Source organism: Cupriavidus sp. 05N38 (genome assembly GCF_056397345.1).
On the sequence record NZ_JBFTNF010000008.1, the window covers coordinates 16022 to 37039 of the forward strand.

21 protein-coding genes are annotated in these 21018 nt (G+C 68.9%); 17 read left to right on the forward strand and 4 right to left on the reverse strand.

Annotated elements, in window-relative coordinates; genetic code table 11:
- Nucleotides 1-12: 12 nt before the first annotated feature.
- The 3 genes from AC1DK4_RS07905 (at nt 13) to clpB (ending at nt 5880) form a co-directional block, all read left to right on the forward strand.
- Nucleotides 13-2169, forward strand: coding sequence for a D-(-)-3-hydroxybutyrate oligomer hydrolase (locus AC1DK4_RS07905; RefSeq protein ID WP_477131471.1), 2157 nt, complete (start codon nt 13-15; stop codon nt 2167-2169).
- Nucleotides 2169-3080, forward strand: a complete 912-nt coding sequence (locus AC1DK4_RS07910; RefSeq protein ID WP_441613360.1) for a MaoC/PaaZ C-terminal domain-containing protein — start codon at nt 2169-2171, stop codon at nt 3078-3080. The genes AC1DK4_RS07905 and AC1DK4_RS07910 overlap by 1 nt, the downstream gene beginning before the upstream one ends.
- Before the next feature lie 208 nt (nt 3081-3288).
- On the forward strand, nt 3289-5880 hold the full coding sequence (gene clpB, locus AC1DK4_RS07915) for an ATP-dependent chaperone ClpB (RefSeq protein WP_477131457.1): 2592 nt from the start codon (nt 3289-3291) through the stop codon (nt 5878-5880).
- Between the two features lie 185 nt (nt 5881-6065).
- Here clpB and AC1DK4_RS07920 read toward each other — a convergent pair whose 3' ends face one another.
- The 3 genes from AC1DK4_RS07920 to AC1DK4_RS07930 all read right to left on the reverse strand — a co-directional run bounded on the left by AC1DK4_RS07920 (nt 6066) and on the right by AC1DK4_RS07930 (nt 8316).
- Nucleotides 6066-6464 carry a hypothetical protein gene (locus AC1DK4_RS07920; protein ID WP_441613362.1) on the reverse strand — a complete coding sequence of 133 codons (399 nt, stop codon included), beginning with the start codon at nt 6462-6464 and terminating at the stop codon, nt 6066-6068.
- Between the two features lie 143 nt (nt 6465-6607).
- Entirely contained in the window at nt 6608-7258 is a 651-nt protein-coding gene (locus AC1DK4_RS07925; RefSeq protein WP_441613363.1) for a hypothetical protein, read from the reverse strand.
- 98 nt (nt 7259-7356) lie between these two features.
- The gene (locus AC1DK4_RS07930) at nt 7357-8316 is read right to left on the reverse strand and encodes a LysR family transcriptional regulator (protein ID WP_441613364.1); all 960 of its coding nucleotides are present in this window, start codon (nt 8314-8316) and stop codon (nt 7357-7359) included.
- A gap of 104 nt (nt 8317-8420) precedes the next feature.
- On the opposite strand from AC1DK4_RS07930, the gene AC1DK4_RS07935 reads away from it, so the two are divergent.
- From AC1DK4_RS07935 to AC1DK4_RS07980, 10 genes are all read left to right on the forward strand, one after another.
- On the forward strand, nt 8421-8750 hold the full coding sequence (locus AC1DK4_RS07935; RefSeq protein WP_441613365.1) for a hypothetical protein: 330 nt from the start codon (nt 8421-8423) through the stop codon (nt 8748-8750).
- Between the two features lie 73 nt (nt 8751-8823).
- Nucleotides 8824-9594, forward strand: a complete 771-nt coding sequence (tam, locus tag AC1DK4_RS07940; RefSeq protein WP_441613366.1) for a trans-aconitate 2-methyltransferase — start codon at nt 8824-8826, stop codon at nt 9592-9594.
- Between the two features lie 147 nt (nt 9595-9741).
- Nucleotides 9742-10122 (forward strand): DUF427 domain-containing protein, encoded by a 381-nt coding sequence (locus AC1DK4_RS07945; protein WP_441613367.1) that lies wholly within the window; start codon nt 9742-9744, stop codon nt 10120-10122.
- A gap of 90 nt (nt 10123-10212) precedes the next feature.
- Complete coding sequence (locus tag AC1DK4_RS07950) at nt 10213-11115, forward strand: lysophospholipid acyltransferase family protein (protein WP_441613368.1); 903 nt, start codon at nt 10213-10215, stop codon at nt 11113-11115.
- A 686-nt stretch (nt 11116-11801) separates the two neighbouring features.
- Nucleotides 11802-12809 (forward strand): sulfate ABC transporter substrate-binding protein, encoded by a 1008-nt coding sequence (locus AC1DK4_RS07955; RefSeq protein ID WP_441613369.1) that lies wholly within the window; start codon nt 11802-11804, stop codon nt 12807-12809.
- A 62-nt stretch (nt 12810-12871) separates the two neighbouring features.
- Entirely contained in the window at nt 12872-13513 is a 642-nt protein-coding gene (gene ssuE / locus AC1DK4_RS07960) for an NADPH-dependent FMN reductase (protein ID WP_441613370.1), read from the forward strand.
- A gap of 131 nt (nt 13514-13644) precedes the next feature.
- A complete protein-coding gene (locus AC1DK4_RS07965; RefSeq protein ID WP_477131458.1) occupies nt 13645-14679 on the forward strand; it encodes a sulfonate ABC transporter substrate-binding protein in 1035 nt (344 codons plus the stop codon).
- A gap of 147 nt (nt 14680-14826) precedes the next feature.
- Complete coding sequence (ssuD, locus tag AC1DK4_RS07970; RefSeq protein ID WP_441613372.1) at nt 14827-15990, forward strand: FMNH2-dependent alkanesulfonate monooxygenase; 1164 nt, start codon at nt 14827-14829, stop codon at nt 15988-15990.
- A gap of 11 nt (nt 15991-16001) precedes the next feature.
- Nucleotides 16002-16811, forward strand: a complete 810-nt coding sequence (ssuC, locus tag AC1DK4_RS07975) for an aliphatic sulfonate ABC transporter permease SsuC (RefSeq protein ID WP_441613373.1) — start codon at nt 16002-16004, stop codon at nt 16809-16811.
- 26 nt (nt 16812-16837) lie between these two features.
- On the forward strand, nt 16838-17719 hold the full coding sequence (locus tag AC1DK4_RS07980) for an ATP-binding cassette domain-containing protein (protein ID WP_441613374.1): 882 nt from the start codon (nt 16838-16840) through the stop codon (nt 17717-17719).
- Here the strand turns inward: AC1DK4_RS07980 and AC1DK4_RS07985 are convergent.
- Nucleotides 17716-17871, reverse strand: coding sequence for a hypothetical protein (locus AC1DK4_RS07985; protein ID WP_441613375.1), 156 nt, complete (start codon nt 17869-17871; stop codon nt 17716-17718). The two genes, AC1DK4_RS07980 and AC1DK4_RS07985, sit on opposite strands and share 4 nt — an antisense overlap.
- A gap of 105 nt (nt 17872-17976) precedes the next feature.
- Here AC1DK4_RS07985 and AC1DK4_RS07990 point away from each other — a divergent pair, with 105 nt between their 5' ends.
- From AC1DK4_RS07990 to cysT, 4 genes are all read left to right on the forward strand, one after another.
- Nucleotides 17977-18192 (forward strand): TOBE domain-containing protein, encoded by a 216-nt coding sequence (locus AC1DK4_RS07990; protein WP_006161487.1) that lies wholly within the window; start codon nt 17977-17979, stop codon nt 18190-18192.
- Between the two features lie 54 nt (nt 18193-18246).
- Nucleotides 18247-19173: an EAL domain-containing protein gene (locus AC1DK4_RS07995; RefSeq protein WP_477131459.1), complete on the forward strand. Its 927-nt coding sequence runs from the start codon at nt 18247-18249 to the stop codon at nt 19171-19173.
- Nucleotides 19170-19856, forward strand: coding sequence for an RBBP9/YdeN family alpha/beta hydrolase (locus AC1DK4_RS08000; RefSeq protein WP_441613377.1), 687 nt, complete (start codon nt 19170-19172; stop codon nt 19854-19856). Before AC1DK4_RS07995 ends, AC1DK4_RS08000 begins: the two co-directional genes overlap by 4 nt.
- 217 nt (nt 19857-20073) lie before the next feature.
- Nucleotides 20074-21018: a sulfate ABC transporter permease subunit CysT gene (gene cysT / locus AC1DK4_RS08005; protein ID WP_441613378.1), complete on the forward strand. Its 945-nt coding sequence runs from the start codon at nt 20074-20076 to the stop codon at nt 21016-21018.

Consider the following 21018-nt stretch of genomic DNA (forward strand, 5'->3'; position numbering starts at 1 on the left):
TTTGCAGTGAGTATCGGTGGTACCGTTCGGCCAGTCTGGAGCGCAACGCGGGCGCGGCTCGCGCTGGCCGGCGCGGCCGGCCTTCTGCTGGCCGCGTGCGGTGGCGGCAACAATAACAACAGCGGCAACGGCAATCCCAATATCAAGCCGGTCAATATCGGCACGGTGACCATCAAGAGCTACGACGGCAACACCGACGACCTGCTGACCGCCGGCCTCGGCAAGGACGGCCTGGCATCGGCCACCGCGCCGTTGCCGCTGAACCCGGCGGCGCCCACTGCGGTCGAACTGCGCCGCTATGCCATCTACACCAACTACCGCGCGCTGGTGGATACCACCACGGGCGGCGGCTTCGGCTCGCTGTACGGCCCCAACGTGGACGCCCAGGGCAACGTCACCGCCAGCCAGGGCAAGGTGGCGGGGCGCGAGTACCTGGCGTTCTCGGACGACGGCAGCGGCAAGCAGAACGTCACGATGCTGGTGCAGATCCCCGACAGCTTCAACGTCGCCAAGCCCTGCCTGATCACCGCCACCTCGTCCGGCTCGCGCGGCGTCTATGGCGCCATCTCCACCGGCGAATGGGCGCTCAAGCGCGGTTGCGCGGTGGCCTACACCGACAAAGRCACCGGTGCTGCACCGCACGACCTGGATACCGATACCGTGCCGCTGATCGACGGCACGCGCGCACCGCGCAGCACCGCCGGCGCCAATGCGCAGTTCGCCGCGCCGTTCCCGACCACCACCCTGGCCGCGTTCAACGCGCTCGCGCCGCACCGCCTGGCGTTCAAGCATGCGCATTCGCAGCGCAATCCCGAAAAGGACTGGGGCGCCTTCACGTTGCAGGCCGCGCAGTTTGCCCTGTGGGCGCTCAACGACCGCTTCGGCACGGTGGCCTCCGACGGCACGCGCGAGCGCTCGTTCGCCCCTGAGACGGTGGTGGTGATCGCGTCGAGCGTCTCCAACGGCGGCGGCGCAGCCATTGCGGCGGCCGAGCAGGACACCCAGGGCCTGATCGACGGCGTGGCCGTGGGCGAGCCCAACCTCAACCTGCCCGCCGTCACTGGCGTGACCGTCACGCGCGGCGGCGCGCCGGTCCTTGCGTCGGGCCGCACGCTCTACGACTACACCACCACGGCCAACCTGCTGCAGCTGTGCACGTCGCAGGCGGTGGCACTGGTGAACGCGCCGGCCGTGAGCCTGTACGGCCTGCCTGCCGTGGCGCTGGCCCAGCCGGCGCTCAACCGCTGCCAGTTGCTGGTCAGCGCAGGCATCATCACCGGCCCCGACACCGCCACCCAGGCCGCCAACGCGCTGCAGGCGCTGCACGACGCGGGCTGGGAGGCCGAGTCGGACGTGCTCCATCCCTCGCTGGCCCTGTTCGAAGTGGCCAATGCGGTTTCGGTGACCTTCGCCAATGCGCTTGCGCGGGCCAGCGTGACGGACCGCCTGTGCGGCTTGAGCTTCGCCGCCACCGGCACGGCGGTGCTGACGCCGGCGGTCATCGCGCCCGAGGTGCTCAATATCCTGTACGCGACCGGCAACGGCGTGCCACCCGCGGCCGGCGTGCAACTGATCAACGACAACAACCCGGGCGGCCCGCTGCGCGACATCTATTCCAAGTCGCCCGGCAACGGCGTGGCCGACGCCAACCTCGACGGCGCGCGCTGCCTGCGCGGGCTGCTCAGCGGCGCCGATGCCCAGTCCCAGGCGCTGCAGGCGGGCCTGGCGCAGACGCTGCGCTCGGGCAACCTGCACGGCAAGCCGGCCATCATCGTGCATGGCCGCAGTGACGCCTTGCTGCCGGTCAACCACACCTCGCGGCCCTACCTTGGCTACAACAACCTGCAGGAGGGCGGCGCCAGCAAGCTGTCCTATATCGAGGTGACCAACGGCCAGCACTTCGATAGCTTCATCGGCGCGGTGGCCGGCTATGACAACCGCTTCATCCCGCTGCACGTCTACCTGAACCGTGCGCTGGATGCGGTGTACGCCAACCTCACCGCCGGCACTGCGCTGCCGCCGTCGCAGGTCGTGCGCACCGTCGCGCGTGGCGGCACCCTCTCTCCCGCGCCCACCATCCTGCCCACCAATCTGCCGCCGTTCGCCGCCGTCCCGGCCAATGCCGACCGGATCACGGTCACCGGCGGCACCGTAGAGGTACCCAACTGATGAAGGCATCCAGCCCGCGCATCCTGACGCAGGAGGACTTCGATCGCTTCGCCCGGCTCTCGCGCGACGACAATCCCATCCACTGCGACCCGGCGTTCGCCAGCACCACGCATTTCGGCGCCACGGTGGCGCACGGCATGCTGCTGTTCTCGTTGCTGTGCGCCCAGATGCGGCGCAGCAACCCGCGTCCCGTGCTGCCGATCGGGCAGACGCTGATGTTCCCGCGGCCCACCTTCGTCGGCGACGGCGTGGCGGCCGTGCTGGTGCTCGACGACACGCCGGGGCGCGACCGGATTGCCCTGGATACCGAGATCCGCTGCGTGCAGCGCGGGCGTGCGCGCACGCCCGAGTCCGATGAGCAGGTTACGGCACAGGGCGACGCCGTCCTGCTGGTCGACGCCACGGCCGCCGCGCTGGCCGAGGCCCAGCGCCATGATGGGGACGATGCCGTACAGTCCGCCGTCGCCGGCGACGGCACGCTCTACCATCTCAGCATGGGCCAGGAGGCGTCGGCGATACGTACCTTCAGTGCCGCGGATATCGACGAGTACGTATCCCTGACCGACGACGGCAATCGCTTCTACACCGATCCGGTGTTTGCCCGCAGCCGGGGCTTCGGCGGCGCCATCGTGCCGCTGCCATTGCTGGCCGGGATGTTCTCCGACCTGCTTGGCACCCGCCTGCCGGGCCGGGGCACCGGCTGGATGAAGCAGTCGCTGCGGCTGCGCTCGCCGGCGCGGCTGGGCGAGCAGCTGACCGCCTCGGTGCGCATCGTGCGCCTGCGCGGCGACAAGGATCTGGTCAACCTGGCCACTGTGATCTCGGGCGACGACGGTCGCGTGGTGCTGGCCGGCGAAGCGCTGGTGCTGGTGCGCAACCTGGAGGACAAGCGGGCGCCGGTCGCAGCCTGAGGAGGCCCTCCGGGCACGCGCGACGGAGTATCTCCCGCGCCACACCCCGGTGCCCCAAAAACGGGCCGCCGGCCCTTGAAAAGTCGGCGCYGAGCCTTATCTTTCGGAAAGACATCCAGTGTCCGGACCCCAGGGGGATCGGCAGGCCGGGGCGCATCCGCCCCGCCTCCCGCATCAGGACACGCATCCGAGAAAGAGGGCATCCTAAATGCGACTAGACAAACTGACTACCCGATTCCAGGAAGCGCTGGCAGATGCGCAAAGCCTGGCCATCGGCAACGACAACCAATACATCGATCCGCTGCACGTCTTGYGCGCCCTGCTGGCGCAGAATGACGGTGCCGCGCGCGGCCTGCTGGCGCGCGCCGGGGTCAACGTGAATGGCCTGACCACCGCGCTCGACGCCGCCATCAAGCGCCTGCCGCAGATCCAGGGCAACAGCGAAGTCCAGGTTGGGCGCGAACTCAACGCGCTGTTCAATGCGACCGAGAAGGAAGCCATCAAGCGCGGCGACCAGTTCATCGCCAGCGAACTGTTCCTGCTCGCCGTGGCCGACGACAAGGGCGAGGCCGGCCGCGTCGCGCGCGAGAACGGCCTGTCGCGCAAGTCGCTGGAATCCGCCATCGAGACCGTGCGCGGCGGCGATGCCGTCAACAGCGCCGATGCGGAAACCCAGCGCGAAGCGCTCAAGAAGTACACCGTGGACCTCACCGAGCGTGCCCGCATCGGCAAGCTCGACCCGGTCATCGGCCGCGACGACGAGATCCGCCGCGCCATCCAGATCCTGCAGCGCCGCACCAAGAACAATCCCGTGCTGATCGGCGAGCCGGGCGTGGGCAAGACCGCCATCGTGGAAGGCCTGGCCCAGCGCATCGTCAACGGCGAAGTGCCCGAGAGCCTGAAGAACAAGCGCGTGCTGGTGCTCGACATGGCCGGCCTGCTGGCCGGCGCCAAGTACCGCGGCGAGTTCGAGGAACGCCTCAAGGCCGTGCTGTCGGACATCGCCAAGGACGAAGGCCAGACCATCGTCTTCATCGATGAGATCCATACCATGGTGGGCGCGGGCAAGGCCGAGGGCGCCATCGACGCCGGCAATATGCTCAAGCCCGCGCTGGCGCGCGGCGAGCTGCACTGCATCGGCGCCACCACGCTGGACGAGTATCGCAAGTACATCGAAAAGGACGCCGCGCTGGAGCGCCGCTTCCAGAAGGTGCTGGTCGACGAGCCGAGCGTGGAGGCCACCATCGCCATCCTGCGCGGGCTGCAGGAGAAGTACGAACTGCACCACGGCGTGGAGATCACCGACCCGGCCATCGTCGCCGCGGCGGAGCTGTCGCACCGCTACATCACCGACCGCTTCCTGCCGGACAAGGCCATCGACCTGATCGACGAGGCCGGCGCGCGCATCAAGATGGAGATCGACTCCAAGCCCGAGGTGATGGACAAGCTCGAGCGCCGCACCATCCAGCTCAAGATCGAGCGCGAGGCCGTCAAGCGGGAGACCGACGAGGCCTCGAAGAAGCGGCTCGAGCTGATCGAGCAGGAAATCACGCGCCTGGAGAAGGAGTACGCCGATCTCGAGGAAATCTGGAAGGCCGAGAAGGGTGCCGCCCAGGGCGCGGCCGCGCTCAAGGAAGAGATCGACAAGATCCGCCTGGAGATCACGCGCCTGCAGCGCGAAGGCAAGCTCGACAAGGTGGCCGAGCTGCAGTACGGCAAGCTGCCCGAGCTCGAAGGCAAGCTCAAGGCCGCCACGGTGGCCGAAGCCAGCGAGCAGAAGCAGCCCAACAAGCTGCTGCGCACGCAGGTCGGCGCCGAGGAAATCGCCGAGGTGGTCAGCCGCGCGACCGGCATCCCGGTCTCGCGCATGATGCAGGGCGAGCGCGAGAAGCTGATCAAGATGGAGGACTACCTGCACCGCCGCGTGGTGGGGCAGGACGAGGCCGTGCGCCTGGTGTCCGACGCCATCCGCCGCTCGCGTGCCGGCCTGGCCGACGAGAACAAGCCCTATGGCTCGTTCCTGTTCCTCGGCCCCACCGGCGTGGGCAAGACCGAGCTGTGCAAGGCGCTGGCGGAGTTCCTGTTCGATTCGCAGGACCACCTGATCCGCATCGACATGAGCGAATTCATGGAGAAGCACAGCGTGAGCCGGCTGATCGGCGCGCCGCCGGGATACGTGGGCTACGAAGAGGGCGGCTACCTGACCGAGGCGGTGCGCCGCAAGCCGTACAGCGTGGTGCTGCTCGACGAAGTCGAGAAGGCCCACCCGGACGTCTTCAACGTGCTGCTGCAGGTGCTGGACGACGGCCGCCTGACCGACGGGCAGGGCCGCACGGTGGACTTCAAGAACACCGTGATCGTGATGACCTCGAACCTCGGTTCGCAGATCATCCAGGCGATGTCCGGCGAGCCGCACGAGGCGGTCAAGGGCGCGGTATGGCAGGAAGTGAAGACCCATTTCCGCCCCGAGTTCCTCAACCGGATCGACGAGGTGGTGGTGTTCCACTCGCTCGACCAGCAGCATATCGAGTCGATCGCACGCATCCAGCTCGAACGGCTGCGGGCACGGCTGGCACGCATGGACATGGCGCTCGAAGTCAGCGAGGCGGCGGTCGCCAAGATCGCCAGCGCAGGCTACGACCCGGTGTTCGGCGCGCGTCCGCTCAAGCGCGCGATCCAGCAGCAGATCGAGAATCCGGTGGCGCGCGCCATCCTGGAAGGCCGGTTTGCCGCCAAGGACGTGGTGCCGGTGGACTACCGCGATGGTGAGTTCACCCTCGGCGCCGCCAAGGTGGAGTGAGGTCCGGGATGCCGGCAAGGGTGCCGGCCGCCTGGCGGCCGCATCCCTTGAGGCAAGGTGTTGCCCAAACAGAAAAACCGCCCTGCATGGGGCGGTTTTTCTTTGTAATAAGAACTAACGATTTGCTGCCTGGGCCAGGTGCCGATGTCGTGACAGCGCAACAGCGCAACAGCAGCGCGGCCCGCTCAGCGATGGTACCCGTGCTGATGGTGATACGCGTACCAGTCGCGGCGCGCCCACCAGCGGCCACCGTCCCAGTACCTGTCGCCGTGCCAGCCGATCACGATCGCGGGCCCCGGCGCGACCACCACGGGTGCCGGTCCATAGACCACCGGCGGCGCCGGGTAGGCCACGGCCGGAGGCGGACCATAGCCGGGCGGCGGCCCGTAGCCCGGAGGCGGCCCGTAGACCGGGGCCGGGGGCGGCGCATAGACCGGCGCCGGGACATAGACCGGTGCCGGCGCCACGACCACCGGCGCGGGCACGCCGATGTTCAGGTCGACATCGACACGTGCCAGCGCAGGCTGGGAGACCGCCCAGGCCAGCGCTCCGATACCCAGCGCGTAGCAGAAACCTTGCTTCATTTTTTGTCCTCGTCATGCAATAGCCGTGACCTGACTTTAGTCCTGCCGCGAGCCCAGGGGGGGATACAACTGTAACGGTATTTCACGAGGCCGCCCGCCGGCGCGTGCCTCTGCCCGCCGCGACATTCGGCCGCCGCGACCATTCACGCCGAGCGCTCGTTGCGCAGCCGGTACAAGGGCACCAGTTCCCTGGCGCAAGCGTTGGCCGCGCGCTTGCCCTCCGCATCCAGCGTCCGGGAAACGGCATTCTTCACGCGGCGCAGCCCGCCGTTTTCCAGGAAGGCTTTCAGGGCGGCGTTCTCCATATACCGATTGAATTCGAGCGCGTCCGCACCCGTGATGCCCGCGTCGCGCAGTGCCAGGCCCGCCAGTGCGGCCTGCCTGGTCTTCTGCCCGACCGGCGAGTTGAGCAGGCGTGCCAGGCTGGTCGCCAGGTCGGCATCGCCGATCTCCGCATCGAGCGCGGGCCTGACGGCGGTCTCGATGATCTGCGCGGAAAGCTTGGTGCGCGTGCATTCCACGTAGCGCTCCTTCGGTATCGGGCCGATCTTCGCGGGGAGCTTTGCAAAGGCCAGTTTCAGCCCGGAAGCCAGCAGCGCATCGATGTCGAGCGCGCGCACGAGCGCGGTCATGGCTTCTTCGTAGGTGGGCGGGAACAGTTGCTGCGGCGGCAGCGGGCGCTGCTCGATGACCAGGGCCGGCTGTTCCGCTTCAGGCCTGCGCGGCCCGCTCGCCGGCGTGTCAGCCGGGCGCAGTGGCGATTGTGCCGGCAGGTGCGGGCGGATCCGCGGCACGAGCGGCGCTGGCAACCAGGGCGGCCGCGGCGGCCGCGCCGATGACGCAGATGAGAATGACCCGGTGGTTCATGATCGCGTCGGCCCGCGCTGGAGTTTCAGCCGATTATGCCGGGTTTGGGCGCCGCGCGGGGGAGCGGCCTGGGGTCGTCGCCGCATTGCGCGCCGGCGATGTCGCGCACCAGTGCGCGGAATCGCGCGGCCGCGGCGCAGAGGCCGTCGTCACGCATGGCCAGGTGCAGGGGCGCGCTCAGCGGCGGGTGATCCGCCAGCGCGCGATAGACAATGTCCTCGCCGCCCAGCCGCCGCATCGACGCCGGCACCACCGACACGCCGAGGCCCGCCGCGACCAGGCTCAGCGTGGCCGGCAGGCGCGGCGCTTCCTGCGCTACCAGCGGGCTGAAGCCGGCTTCGCGGCATGCGCCCAGGATGGCGTCGTACAAGCCGGGTCCGGCCGGACGGCGATAGAGGATGAAAGGCTCGTGCGCGAGGGCCGCAAGCGGGAGCGGCGTGGCATCCGCCGCGAGCGGATGCGCCGCGGGCAGTGCGGCCAGCATCGGCTCCTCCAGCACCGCGTCGAGCAGCAGGCCGGCGGTACTGCCGACCGGCGAGCGCACGAAAGCCGCGTCGAGCCGCTCATGCAGGAGCGCGTCGACCAGTTCGCTGGTGCCGGCTTCTTCCAGCGTCACGGCCACGCCTGGCACGGCCTCCCGGAAGCGGCGCAGCGCGGCGGGCACGAAGGGATGCAGGGCGGCCGAGCTGGTGAAGCCGACCGCCAGCCGGCCCTGTTCGCCGGCCGCCGCGCGGCGCACCGCGTCCGCCACGCCCGCGGCGCGTGCCAGCACCGCGCGCGCTTCCTCCAGCAGCGCCAGCCCGGCCTCGGTGGGCCGCACGCCGCGCGGCAGGCGGCGCATCAGCACCACGCCCAGTTCCTCCTCCAGCCCGCGCAGCAGGCGTGTCAGCGGCGGCTGCTGCATGCCCAGGCGCTCGGCGGCCCGGGTGACATGCCCTTCCTCGGCAAGGACGACGAAGGCCCGCAGCCGGCGCAGTTCGATCATTGCAATACTCTCAAGGTATGGGGTTTGTACTAAAGATGCATTGGAAATCATAGCAGTTCGCGCCTATGCTGTCGGCGTGTCAGGCGAGACGGCGGAGCGCAGCGATGGAACAAGACAGCAACCCGGGCGAAAGCGTCGTCGCGCCAGCCTGGTCCGGCAATCTGCTGGAATTCCTCGCGTGGGTGGAGGCCGGCCCCCGCACCTTCGAGGACACCATGGACGCCTGGCGCACATCCTGTCCGCGGCTGAGCGCGTGGGAAGACGCCACCGCGGCCGGCCTGGTGGGGCTCGACCTGCGCCCGGGCCTGCCGCGCGCGCAGGCCATCGTGCACCTGACCGCCAGGGGCAGGGCGGCCTTGCGCGAGCCGCGCCTGCCGGCCTCGGCGTGCGGGCCGGCCGCGAACCCGCCGGACCGCCCGGACCGCCCGGACTGAACAACCGAACACCAAAACGCCAGAGCCGGACACCAGAACCGGACACTGGCCCCGATCCTGCAAAGGAGCAGCAATGACCTGGTCAGCCAAGCAATACGTGAAATTCGAGAATGAACGCACCCGCCCGGTACGCGACCTGCTGGCCGCCGTGCCGGGGCGCGAGCCGCGCCGCGCGGTGGACATCGGCTGCGGCCCCGGCAATTCGACCGAGGTCCTGGCAGCCTGCTTCCCGGGCGCCAGCGTGGCCGGCCTCGACAGCTCGCCCGACATGATCGAGGCCGCGCGCAAGCGCCTGCCGGACCTGGAGTTCGAAGTCGCCGGCATCGAGTCCTGGGATAACCCGGGCCCGTACGACCTGATCCTCGCCAACGCCGTGCTGCAGTGGCTGCCCGAGCACGACCGCCTGCTGCCCGCGCTGGCCGCCAAGCTCGCGCCCGGCGGCAGCCTGGCGATCCAGGTGCCCGATACCCTAGACACCCCCGCCCACCGGCTGATGCGCGAGGTCGCCGCGGACGGCCCGTGGGCTGGCAAGCTCGCCGCCGCCGCGCAGGCACGCACGACGCTGGCTCGTCCGGCCTGGTACTACGCCTTGCTGCGCGCACACTGCAGCACGGTCGACGTGTGGCAGACCACTTACCACCACGCGCTGGAAGGCGGCCCGGCGGCCATTGTGGAATGGTTCAAGGGCACCGGGCTGCGCCCGTTCATCGACCCGCTCGACGAGGCCGAGCGCGGCGCCTATCTCGAGCGCTACACGGCCGAGGTGGCGCGCGCCTATCCGGCGCTGGCCGACGGCTCCGTGCTGCTGCCGTTCCCGCGCTTCTTCATCGTGGCGACGCGCTGAGGCAAGGCGCCCGGCTCGCCGCAAAAGTGGCGAATATGTTTCCTGGCGTGGTCCGGGAGGCTGGCCGGGCGCCCTCGGCCTGCGCCGTTTCCGGCATCGAAGTAACATTGCGGGCATTGCGCCAGCCACACACCGGAGACCGCCAGGATGAACACCAAGCCAATCAAGATTCCCGGCCCCGATCACCCGATCACGATCGAGCCAAATCCCCGGCGCGTCGTCGTCAAGGCCGGCGGCGTGGTGGTGGCCGATACGCTCGCGGCGCTGACGCTGCGCGAGGCCGCCTACGCCGCGGTGCAGTACGTGTCGCGCACGGATGTCGACCTGTCCCGCCTGCAGCGCAGCGACCATGCCACGTACTGCCCGTACAAGGGCGAATGCAGCTACTACAGCATTCCCGCGGCCGGCCAGCGCGGCATCAATGCTGTGTGGACTTACGAGCACCCCTACGCGGCCATGGCGCAGATCGCGGGCTACATGGCGTTCGATCCGGCGCGGGTCGACAGCATCGAAATCGTGGCGCCCTGAGCGGCGCGGCACGTTTTCCCGAACCGAACCAACGCAGCAAAGCATGAATGCGCGTGGCGCCAGGCCACGCACCGATGAACTGATACAAAGATGGATGACCATTTTCGGCATGGGGCAGGTGCGCTGCCCGTCTTGTTCCGGCTGATTGCCGCATTGCCGCTGCCGCTGCTGCAAGGCACCGGCCGCGTGCTGGGGCGGCTTGCCTACGCCGTCCCGGGCCAGTACCGCGAGCGCCTGCGCGCCAACGCCGCGATCGCGGGCTACCCGGATGCCGCATTTGCGCGCCGCGCCGCCGGCGAATCGGGCGCCATGATCATGGAGTTGCCGCGGGTCTGGTTTCGCACCCGGCAAAGCGTGGCGCAGGTGGTCACGGACGACTGGCACGTGGTGCAGGGCGCCATCGATGACGGCCGTGGCATTTTCTTCCTGACACCGCACCTGGGCTGCTTCGAGATTACCGCGCGCTATACCGCGCAGCGGCTGCCCCTCACCGTCATGTTCCGCCCGCCGCGCAAGGACATCCTCGCGCCGCTGCTCGACGCGGCGCGCGGCATGTCGGGCCTGCAGGTGGTGCCGGCGACCTCGCAGGGCGTGCGCGCCTTCGTGCGGGCGCTGCGCCAGGGCAATGCGGTCGGGCTGCTGCCGGACCAGGCGCCGAGCTTCGGCGACGGGGTGTGGGTGCCGTTCTTCGGCCGCATGGCCTATACCATGACGCTGCCGGGCAAGCTGGCCGCGCAGACCGGCGTGCCGATCGTTCTTGCGGCGGGTGAGCGGCTGCCGAACGGGCGCGGCTGGCGCATGCACTATGTGCGGCTGCCCGAACCGCTGCCGCCCGATGCGCCGGCGCAGGCGGCCTTGCTGAATGCGGCGATGGAAGCATTGATCCGGCGCTTCCCGCAGCAATACCTGTGGAGCTACAACCGCTACAAGGCACCGCCCGGTGCGCCGCCCGCGCCGCTCGAGGCCGAGCCGGGCGTGCCAGAGGCGCTGTAGGGGCTGTCGCCGCTGCCATCGCGGCGGTCGCACCGGGGGCGCCGTCACGACAGAATTTTCTGCTCCTGTCGCGCGTTTGACATGGGTCAAGTGCCGCGGCATGCGGGCCCGCTAAGATGGTTTCTGTCATGGAGATGCGGGGGCGCTCTTCATGACTTGTCTACCCGTTTCCAAATACGGAAACTTGGCCCGCGCCACGCAAGTGGGGCGGGCTTTTTTCTGTGCGCCGACGCGCAGACAGAAGGCGTTGCCCAAGGATCCAGGGCCCGGCCGCGGATGTTCCGGTGGTGCCGGTGCCTGGCCCGCCGGTTCCCCGGATTCCGTTCGCGCGCCACAGGATGTCGCGCAGGACTGTTGCGATGTCCAGTCGTGCGGCGGCAAGTTTCCCTCGGTTATCGCTCCGTGCGGCGCGGCTTGCTGGCCGTGTTCGGTGAAATGCGCGACAGCGGCACGCATCGCGTCACGCTCAACCCCGGCTCATCGCAGCGCGCGCATGGCCTGCCGTGCATGTCCATATTTCCGCCAAATCTTATGCGGAAAACGTGCAAGGATCGGCGAAACCATTCGTTCCTTTCAGATAGACCGGTCGGTAGTCTTCTTCCCTGACACAAGCCTTCCCACACAAGGAGGGCCATGAAACGAGGCGCAAGCGCGCCATTTCACGACAGATGACGGGAGCAAGACACATGATTCGCAAGCTGGCCATCGGATTCGCGGCACTCGCCGTGATCGGTTCCACCCAGACCGCCTGGGCCAACACCAATCTGCTCAATGTCTCGTACGACCCCACGCGGGAACTGTACGTGGACGTCAATGCCGCCTTCGCCAAGGCCTGGAAGGCCAAGGGTGGCGATGCGCTGACCATCCGCCAGTCGCATGGCGGCTCGGGCAAGCAGGCGCGCTCCGTGATCGACGGCCTGGATGCCGACGTGGTGACGCTGGCGCTGGGCTATGACATCGACGCCATCGCCGAGAAGGGCCTGCTCAAGCCGGACTGGCAAAAACGCCTGCCGCACAATGCCTCGCCCTATACCTCCACCATCGTGTTCCTGGTGCGCAAGGGCAACCCCAAGGGCATCAAGGACTGGAACGACCTGGTCAAGCCCGGCGTGCAGGTGATCACGCCCAACCCGAAGACCTCGGGCGGCGCGCGCTGGAACTACCTGGCCGCATGGGGCTACGCGCTGCGCCAGCCGGGCGGCAATGAACAGAAGGCGAAGGAATTCGTGGGCGCGCTGCTCAAGAACGTGCCGGTGCTCGATTCCGGCGCGCGCGGCGCCACCACGACCTTCGTCGAGCGCGGCCTGGGCGACGTGCTGATCGCGTGGGAGAACGAGGCGATCCTGGCCATCAAGGAACTGGGGCCGGACAAGTTCGACATCGTCGCTCCCTCCGTCTCGATCCTGGCCGAGCCGCCGGTCGCGGTGGTCGACAAGGTGGTGGACAAGAAGGGCACGCGCAAGGTGGCCGAGGCTTACCTGCAGTTCCTGTACACCGACGAAGGCCAGGAAATCGCGGCCAAGAACTACTATCGCCCGATCTCCGAGAAGGTTGCGGCGAAGTACGCGGCCAACTTCCCCAAGGTCAAGCTGTTCACCATCGACGAAGCGTTCGGCGGCTGGCAGAAGGCGCAGAAGGCGCACTTCGCCGACGGTGGCTCGTTCGACCAGGTCTACCAGCCCGGCAAGAAATAAACAGCGGCGCGGGCGTGGCGCGAGCCGCGTCCGCCGCGCCAACCAGCCAAGAAGGAAGCCCGATGTCCATCCTGACCCTGTCCGGCAGCCCGTCCGCCCCGTCGCGTTCCGCACGCCTGCTGACGCATCTGCGCGGCGTGCTCGAAGCCGCTGGCGAGCGCACCAGCCACCTGGCCCTGCGGGAGCTTCCGCCCGCCGCGCTGCTGGCGGCCAGGGTGGACGATCCCGACATTGCCGCGGCTACCCGCGCGGTGGCGGACGCCCAGGTGGTGATTCTCGCCACGCCGGTCTACAAGGCTGCCTACAGTGGCTTGCTCAAGACCTTCCTGGACCTGCTGCCGCAATCCGGGCTGCGCGACAAGGTGGTGCTGCCGATTGCCACCGGCGGCAGCCTGGCCCATACGCTGGCCATCGACTACGCGCTGCGCCCGGTGCTGTCCGCGCTTGGAGCGCGCCATATCCTGCCCGGCATCTTCGCCGTGGACCAGCAGATCGTTTTCTCCGAGACGCACGGCCTGAGCCTCGATCCCGCCCTGGAGGCGCGCCTGGCCGAGGGCGTGCTGCGCCTGCGCGAGGCGCTGGCCCATGCACGCATCGAAGTGCCGCTGGACCTGTTGCCCGGTGCTGCCGCGGCTGCCGTCGCGCCAGCGGCATTCTCGCGCCCGGCCCCGCGCCCCGCACTGGCCGAGCGATGTTCCGCCTGAGTTGAAGCGGGCGGCGCCGCCGCCGCCCCGCACACTTGCCCGCTTCGTGATCGCGATGCCGCCCGCCGACGGGCCGGCAGGCGGGCACACGTCCGCCACGCCAGAACACAACGTCACTCAGGAAGATCGACATGACCGCACCAGTCTCCACGCTTTCCGATAAACACCAGACGCCGGCTGCCGGCACCGCGCTCAAGCGCCGCCTGCTGCTGGCCGCGCTGGTCGCCGCCACCGGGCTTGCCTACGCGCTGCTGCCCGGCCGTGCGCAGGCGCAGGACAACGCCAGCAAGGTGTTGCGCATCGGCTACCAAMAGTACGGCACGCTGACCCTGCTCAAGGCGCGCGGCACGCTGGAGAAGCGCCTCGCGCCGCAGGGCATCACGGTCAAGTGGACCGAGTTCCCGGCCGGGCCGCAGCTGCTCGAAGGCCTGAACGTGGGCGCGATCGATTTCGGCACCGTGGGCGAAGCCCCGCCGATCTTCGCGCAGGCGGCCGGCGCGCAACTGGCCTATATCGGCAACGAGCCGCCGGCGCCGACGGCCGAGGCCATCGTGGTGCCGAAGGGCTCCGCGCTCAAGTCGGTGGCCGACCTGCGCGGCAAGCGCGTGGCGCTGAACAAGGGCTCGAACGTGCACTACCTGCTGGTGCGCCTGCTGGAGAAGGCAGGGGTGCAATACAGCGAGATCCAGCCCGTCTACCTGGCCCCGGCCGACGCGCGCGCGGCCTTCGAGCGCGGCGCGGTCGATGCGTGGGTGATCTGGGACCCGTTCCTGGCTGCCGCCGAGAAGCAGCTCGACGCGCGCGTGCTGGCCGATGGCCGCGGTGCCGACGGCAAGGATGTGGTCAGCAACCACCAGTTCTACCTGGCGTCGCGCCAGTACGCGCAAAGCAGGCCTGACGTGGTCAAGCTCGTCCTCGATGAACTGGCCGCGCTGGGCGCCTGGGCCGAGAAGAACCAGAAGGAGGCGGTGGCCGTGCTGGGTCCGCAGCTCGGTCTGGACCCGGCCGTGGTGGCGCTTGCGGTGTCCCGCTTCTCGTACGGCGCCCGCGCCGTGACGCCGGCGGTGCTGGGCGAGCAGCAGCGCATTGCCGACGTGTTCTACACGCTCAAGCTGATTCCCAGGCCGGTCAAGGTAGCGGACGCTGCCTGGCAGGCTCAGCACTGAGCGCGAACGCGGCCGCCGCCCGCACACGCGACTCCGCGAGGCGGTCGCTGCGAACGGCTGGTCGCGAAGCACCGCCGGGAAGCGACAAGAAGCGACACGACAAGCGCGACAAGCACGACAAGCACGACAAGCACAAGAGGTGAAGACATGCAGGTTTTCTGGTTTATCCCCACGCACGGCGACAGCCGCTATCTCGGAACCTCGGAAGGGGCGCGCGAGGTCAATTTCGACTACCTGAAGCAGATCGCCACCGCTGCCGACAACCTCGGCTACGAGGGCGTGCTGATTCCTACCGGCCGCTCGTGCGAGGACCCGTGGGTGGCGGCTGCCATGCTGGCCGCGGTCACGCGCAGGCTGCGCTTCCTGGTGGCGGTGCGTCCCGGCCTGATGGCACCGACGCTGGCCGCGCGCATGGCGGCCACGTTCGACCGCCTGTCCGGCGGACGGCTGCTGGTGAATCTGGTGACCGGCGGCAATGCGTCGGAACTGGAAGGCGATGGCCTGTTCCTCGATCATGCCGAACGTTATGAAGCCTCGGCCGAGTTCATCCGCATCTGGCGCGAGGTGCTGGCCGCCAGCCATGAAAGCGCCGAGCTGGATTTCGAGGGCAAGCACCTCAAGGTCAAGGGGGCCAAGGTTCTGTATCCGCCGCTGCAGCGGCCGCATCCGCCGGTGTACTTCGGCGGCTCGTCGGCCGCGGCGCACGAGCTCGCCGGCGAGCAGGTAGACACCTACCTGACCTGGGGCGAACCGCCACAGGACGTGGCGCAGAAGCTGGCCGACGTGCGCGAGCGCGCGGCGCGCCACGGACGCACCGTGAAGTTCGGCATCCGCCTGCACGTGATCGTGCGCGAGACCGACGCCGCGGCCTGGGCCGCGGCCGACGAACTGATCAGCCACCTCGACGACGACACCGTGGCGCGCGCGCAGGCGGACTTCGCCCGGATGGATTCGGAAGGGCAGCGCCGCATGGCCGCGCTGCATGCCGGCGGCGGCAAGCGCTCGCGCGCGGAACTGGAGATCAGCCCCAACCTGTGGGCTGGCGTGGGACTGGTGCGCGGCGGCGCCGGCACGGCGCTGGTGGGCGACCCGCAGACCGTGGCGGCGCGCATGCAGGAGTACGCCGAGCTGGGCATCGACACCTTCGTGCTGTCCGGCTACCCGCACCTGGAAGAGGCGTACCGCTTCGCCGAACTGGTCTTCCCGCTGCTGCCGCGCTCGGTGCGCGACAAGCTGCCGGGCAAGGTGTTGTCCGGCCCGTTCGGCGAAGTGATGGCGACCGGCATCGTGCCGCGTGCGTCGCAGAGCTGAGGGGGCATGCCATGACCGCTCCCTTGACTCTCCCGCCGCGCCGCGCCGCGTGGCTGAACCAGGCCGCCGGCTCGGCCGCGCCCTGGGTGGTGCCGGTGCTGCTGGTGCTGGCATGGCAGATCGCCTCGCAGGGCGGCTGGCTGTCGAGCCGCATCCTGCCGGCGCCGCTCGACGTGCTGAAGGCCGCGTGGGGCCTGGCGGTGACGGGCGAGCTGTGGCGCCATGTGTGGGTCAGCAGCTGGCGCGCCGTGCTCGGCTTTGCCATCGGCGGCGGCTTCGGGCTGGCGCTGGGCCTGCTCACGGGCACCTTCCGCCCGGCCGCGACGCTGCTCGACAGCACCTTGCAGATGGTGCGCAACATTCCGACGCTGGCGCTGATTCCGCTGGTGATCCTGTGGTTCGGCATCGACGAGACCGCCAAGCTGTTCCTGGTCTCGCTGGGTGTGTTCTTCCCGATCTACCTCAACACCTACCACGGCATCCGCGCGGTGGACCCGGGGCTGATCGAGATGGCGCGCAGCTATGGATTGTCGGGCTGGCGGCTGTACCGCGAGGTGATCCTGCCGGGCGCCTTGCCCAACATCCTGGTGGGCGTGCGTTTCTCGCTCGGCCTGATGTGGGTGATCCTGATCGTGGCGGAGACCATCTCCGCGCAATCGGGCATCGGCTACATGACGATGAACGCGCGCGAATTCCTGCAGACCGACGTGGTGCTGGTGGGCATCCTGCTCTACGCCTTGCTGGGCAAGCTGGCGGACCTGCTGTCGCGCGGGCTGGAGCGTTTCTGGCTGCGCTGGCATCCCGGCTACCAGGCGCACTGAGCGCCACCGGCCAAGGAGAACACGATATGCAAAGCAATCCGATCGAACAGGCGGCGCTGGCGGAGGTGCCACCTGCCGGCGAGCCTGGCAAGGGCCTGGCGCTGCATGTGCAGCAGGTAGTCAAGCGCTACGGCGGGCGCGAGGTGCTGCACGGCATCGACCTGCACGCCGCGCCGGGCGAGTTCCTGGCCATCGTTGGCCGCAGCGGCTGCGGCAAGAGCACCTTGCTGCGGCTGGTTGCCGGCCTGGAGGACAGCGACGGCGGCGCGGTGAGGCTCGGCGACACGCCGGGCCGCGCGCAGCAGGACGCGGTGCGGGTGATGTTCCAGGACGCGCGCCTGCTGCCCTGGAAGAAGGTACTGGACAACGTGGCGCTGGGCTTGCCGCGCGCGCGCCGTGCCGATGCGGCTCGTGTGCTGGGGCAGGTTGGCCTGGCCGAACGCGCCGGCGAATGGCCGGCACGGTTGTCGGGCGGGCAGCGCCAGCGCGTGGCCCTGGCGCGCGCGCTGGTCCATCACCCGCGCCTGCTGTTGCTGGACGAGCCGCTGGGCGCGCTCGACGCGCTGACGCGCATCGAGATGCAAGGCCTGATCGAAGGACTGTGGCAGCGCCATGGCTTCACCGCGCTGCTGGTGACCCACGATGTGTCCGAAGCGGTGGCGCTGGCCGACCGCGTGGTGCTCATCGAGGACGGGCGCATCGCGCTGGACCAGCGTGTGGCGCTGCCGCGGCCGCGCCAGCGCGGCTCGGCGGCCTTCGCGCATCTGGAGGACGCGGTGCTGCGCCGGGTGATGCAGCGCGCAGGCGATGCGCAGGATGACGGGCAGGCGCAGGGCCAGCACGAAGCCGGCCCCGCCGTCGACTGGTCGGTGGCGCGGACCGCCGACTCGGTGCGCTGGGCGATCTAGCGCCATGTAGCAGACAAGGCAGCGAAGAACACGAAAGGCAGCACCGAAGGCAACGCAAAGGGCAGCACAAAAGGCAGCACCGAAGGCAACACAAAGGCAGCACAAAAGGCAATAACGAAGGCAGGCATCGAGGCAAAGGGCATGGCGTGCATCAAACACCCGTGCCAGGCGTGCGCGGAAGGCAGCAAACCGCCGCGAGCGCCACTCACCATCTTTTACGCAATCTTCATTTTCACTCACGCAAGGGAGCTTCTATCATGAGCATTCAAGCCATCAACGTACGCAACCAGTTCCGCGGCAAGGTCGCCGCCATCATCGAAGGCCCGGTGGTCTCGGAGGTCGACGTCGAGACGCCGGCCGGCATCGTCACCTCGGTCATCACCACCCGCTCGGTCAAGGATCTCGGCCTCACCATCGGCAGCGAAGTGGTTGCGCTGGTGAAGGCGACCGAGGTTTCGCTGGCCAAGCTTTGATGCATGGTCCGGAACGGCAGGCACAACGTAGAGGAGTCCGCAAAGGAATTCGCCATGGCAAGCGCGCATGAAACAGGCGGGGCAGGCGCGGGGCTGGCAGCCCTCGCGCATTACCTGGACGGACTGCCGCGGCAACCCGGCAGCGATCGCCAGTTGTGGCGTGACGAGCATGGCCAGGTGCAGGGCCAGTTCTTCAACTGTTCGCTGACCAGTGCCTTCGAGCCGCTCATCACCCTGTCGAGCCGCGACGTGGTGGCGCATGAAGGCACGCTGCGCACCTATGCTGGTGGCGGCGTGGGGCTGGCGGCGTGGAAGCTRTTYGCGATGGCKGCCGACGAYGCSKCRCTGGTRTCGCTGGAYCGCCTSTCGCGCCTGGTGCATGCCATCAACTATTTCGCGGCGGATGGCGACCGCAAGCTGGTGCTCAACGTGCACAACCGGCTGCTGGCGGCGGTCGCGGACGATCACGGCGCGGCATTCCGGCGCGCGCTGCAATCGCTCGGCCTGCCGATCGATCGTTTCGTGATCCAGGTGCCGGCCAGCGCCAACGACGACCTGCCGCTGCTGCTCCATGTGGTGGGCAATTACCGGCGCAACGGCTTCGCGGTGAGCCTGCAGGCATCGGATCCGGCAGAGGCGGGCGCGCTGATGGCGCACGCACTGCCCAACTGGCTCAAGCTCGATATGCGCCGCAGCTGGACGGACCGCCAGCTCGCCGGCCTGCAGGCCAGTGCCGACAGCGCCGGCGTGACCCTGATCGGGCGCCGCCTGCAGAACGCCGAGCACGCCGAGCGGCTGCAGGCGGCCGGGATCGTGCTGGGGCAGGGGGTGTTTACCGGCGAGGCGGTGAGCGCGCGCCGGCTGCACGAAGTGCAACCGGACCACCGGGCGGCGCCCGGCGATGCCGCGCGGGATGGCGGCGGGGTGGCGCGTTCCGGTCCGGGCCGCGCGCCGCTGGAATTCAGCAAGGAGCCGATATGACGCGGACGAAGAGGCCGGCGGGCATGGCCGCACCAGCCGCCGCCGAGGTGTGGCTGAAAGTGCCGAAGGGTTTGCAGATCCTCACGGTACCCGGCCTGCACGGCAGCGGTCCCGGTCACTGGCAGAGCCGCTGGGAGCAGCGTTTCCCGGACTGGCAGCGCGTGGAGCAGCACGACTGGTCGCGCCCGAGCCTGCCGCTGTGGGCCGAGCGTGTCTCGGAGAGCATCATGCGGGCGCAGCGAGTGGCGCCGCGCGGCGCCATCCTGGTGGCGCACAGCTTCGGCTGCCTGGCCACGCTGCGCCAGGCCGCGCTGGATGCCGAGGGCATTGCCGGTGCCTTGCTGGTGGCGCCGGCCGATCCGGACAAATTCGGCGTGGCCGGATTGCTTCCCGCGCACCGGCTGCCGTTTCCGACCATCCTCGTGGCCAGCCGCAACGATCCCTGGATGCAGCAGCGCACGGCATTCAGCTGGGGCACGCTGTGGGGCAGCGAGCTGCACGACGCGGGCATGCTAGGGCACATCAACGCCGATTCGGGCCTGGATCAGTGGCCGGCAGGCCTCGCCCTGCTCGATACGCTGATCCAGCGCATCGAGGCCGACGGCAGTGCCGGCCTGGCTGGAGACCGTGCCGGGCCGTGGGATGCCGAGGTGGAAGTGTCCTCGACGTTCCCTTATATCTAAAACGTCTAAGAAAATGCGTAAAGATTCGTTCTGTTTATAAGGGCGTATCTGCAGAATTTGTCTCGTAGGCCGGTGCGTTATGCGCCGGCGTCATAAAGAGAGCCCTCCCCGTAGTCCCCCGATTCCGCTAGCCGGATGCCTGGCCGCCGTATCCGCCAGTCTTCCGGACTCTGTGCGTGGGTGGCGGGTGCGGCACAGACGGCACTGACGAGACGATATGCCACCCTCGATTTCCCTGGCGGACAACCCGCCCCCGGCCAGACCGGATGCCCCCCAGGCACGCGAAAGCGCGTCAGGCAAGGCCAGCCAGCAGCGCTTTACCGTGCTCCCCGGCTTCGGCCTGTCGCTGGGCTTCACGCTGTTCTACCTGACGCTGGTCGTCCTGATCCCGCTGTCGGCCACCTTCCTCAAGACCTTCACCATGAGCTGGGAAGCGTTCTGGGGTGCGGTGAGCGCGCCGCGCGTGGTGGCCTCGCTGCAACTGAGCTTCGGCGCCTCGCTGATCGCCGCCATCATCAATACCGTGTTCGGCCTGGTGGTGGCGTGGGTGCTGGTGCGCTACCGCTTTCCCGGCAAGCGCCTGATCGATGCGCTGGTGGACCTGCCGTTTGCCTTGCCCACCGCGGTGGCCGGCATCGCGCTGACCGCGTTGTACGCCGGCAATGGCTGGCTCGGCCGCTACCTGGAGCCGATGGGCATCAAGGTCGCCTTCACGCCGCTGGGCGTGGTGGTGGCGCTGACCTTCATCGGCTTGCCGTTCGTGGTGCGCACGGTGCAGCCGGTGCTGGAAGATGCGGAGCAGGAACTGGAAGAGGCCGCCGCCAGCCTGGGCGCCACGCGCCTGCAGACCTTTGCCCGCGTGATCCTGCCGACCATCCTGCCGGCGCTGCTGACCGGCTTCGCGCTGTCGTTCGCGCGGGCCACCGGCGAATACGGCTCGGTGGTGTTCATCTCCGGCAATATGCCGATGGTCTCCGAGATCGCGCCGCTGATGATTTATTCGAAGCTGGAGCAATACGATTACGCCGGCGCCACCGCAATGGCCGTGGTGATGCTGGTGATCTCCTTCGCGCTGCTGCTGTTGATCAACCTGCTGCAGGCATGGACGCGCCGCCACCACACGGCAGGGCGCGCCGCCGTGGCGCAGGACAAGGAGAGCTGA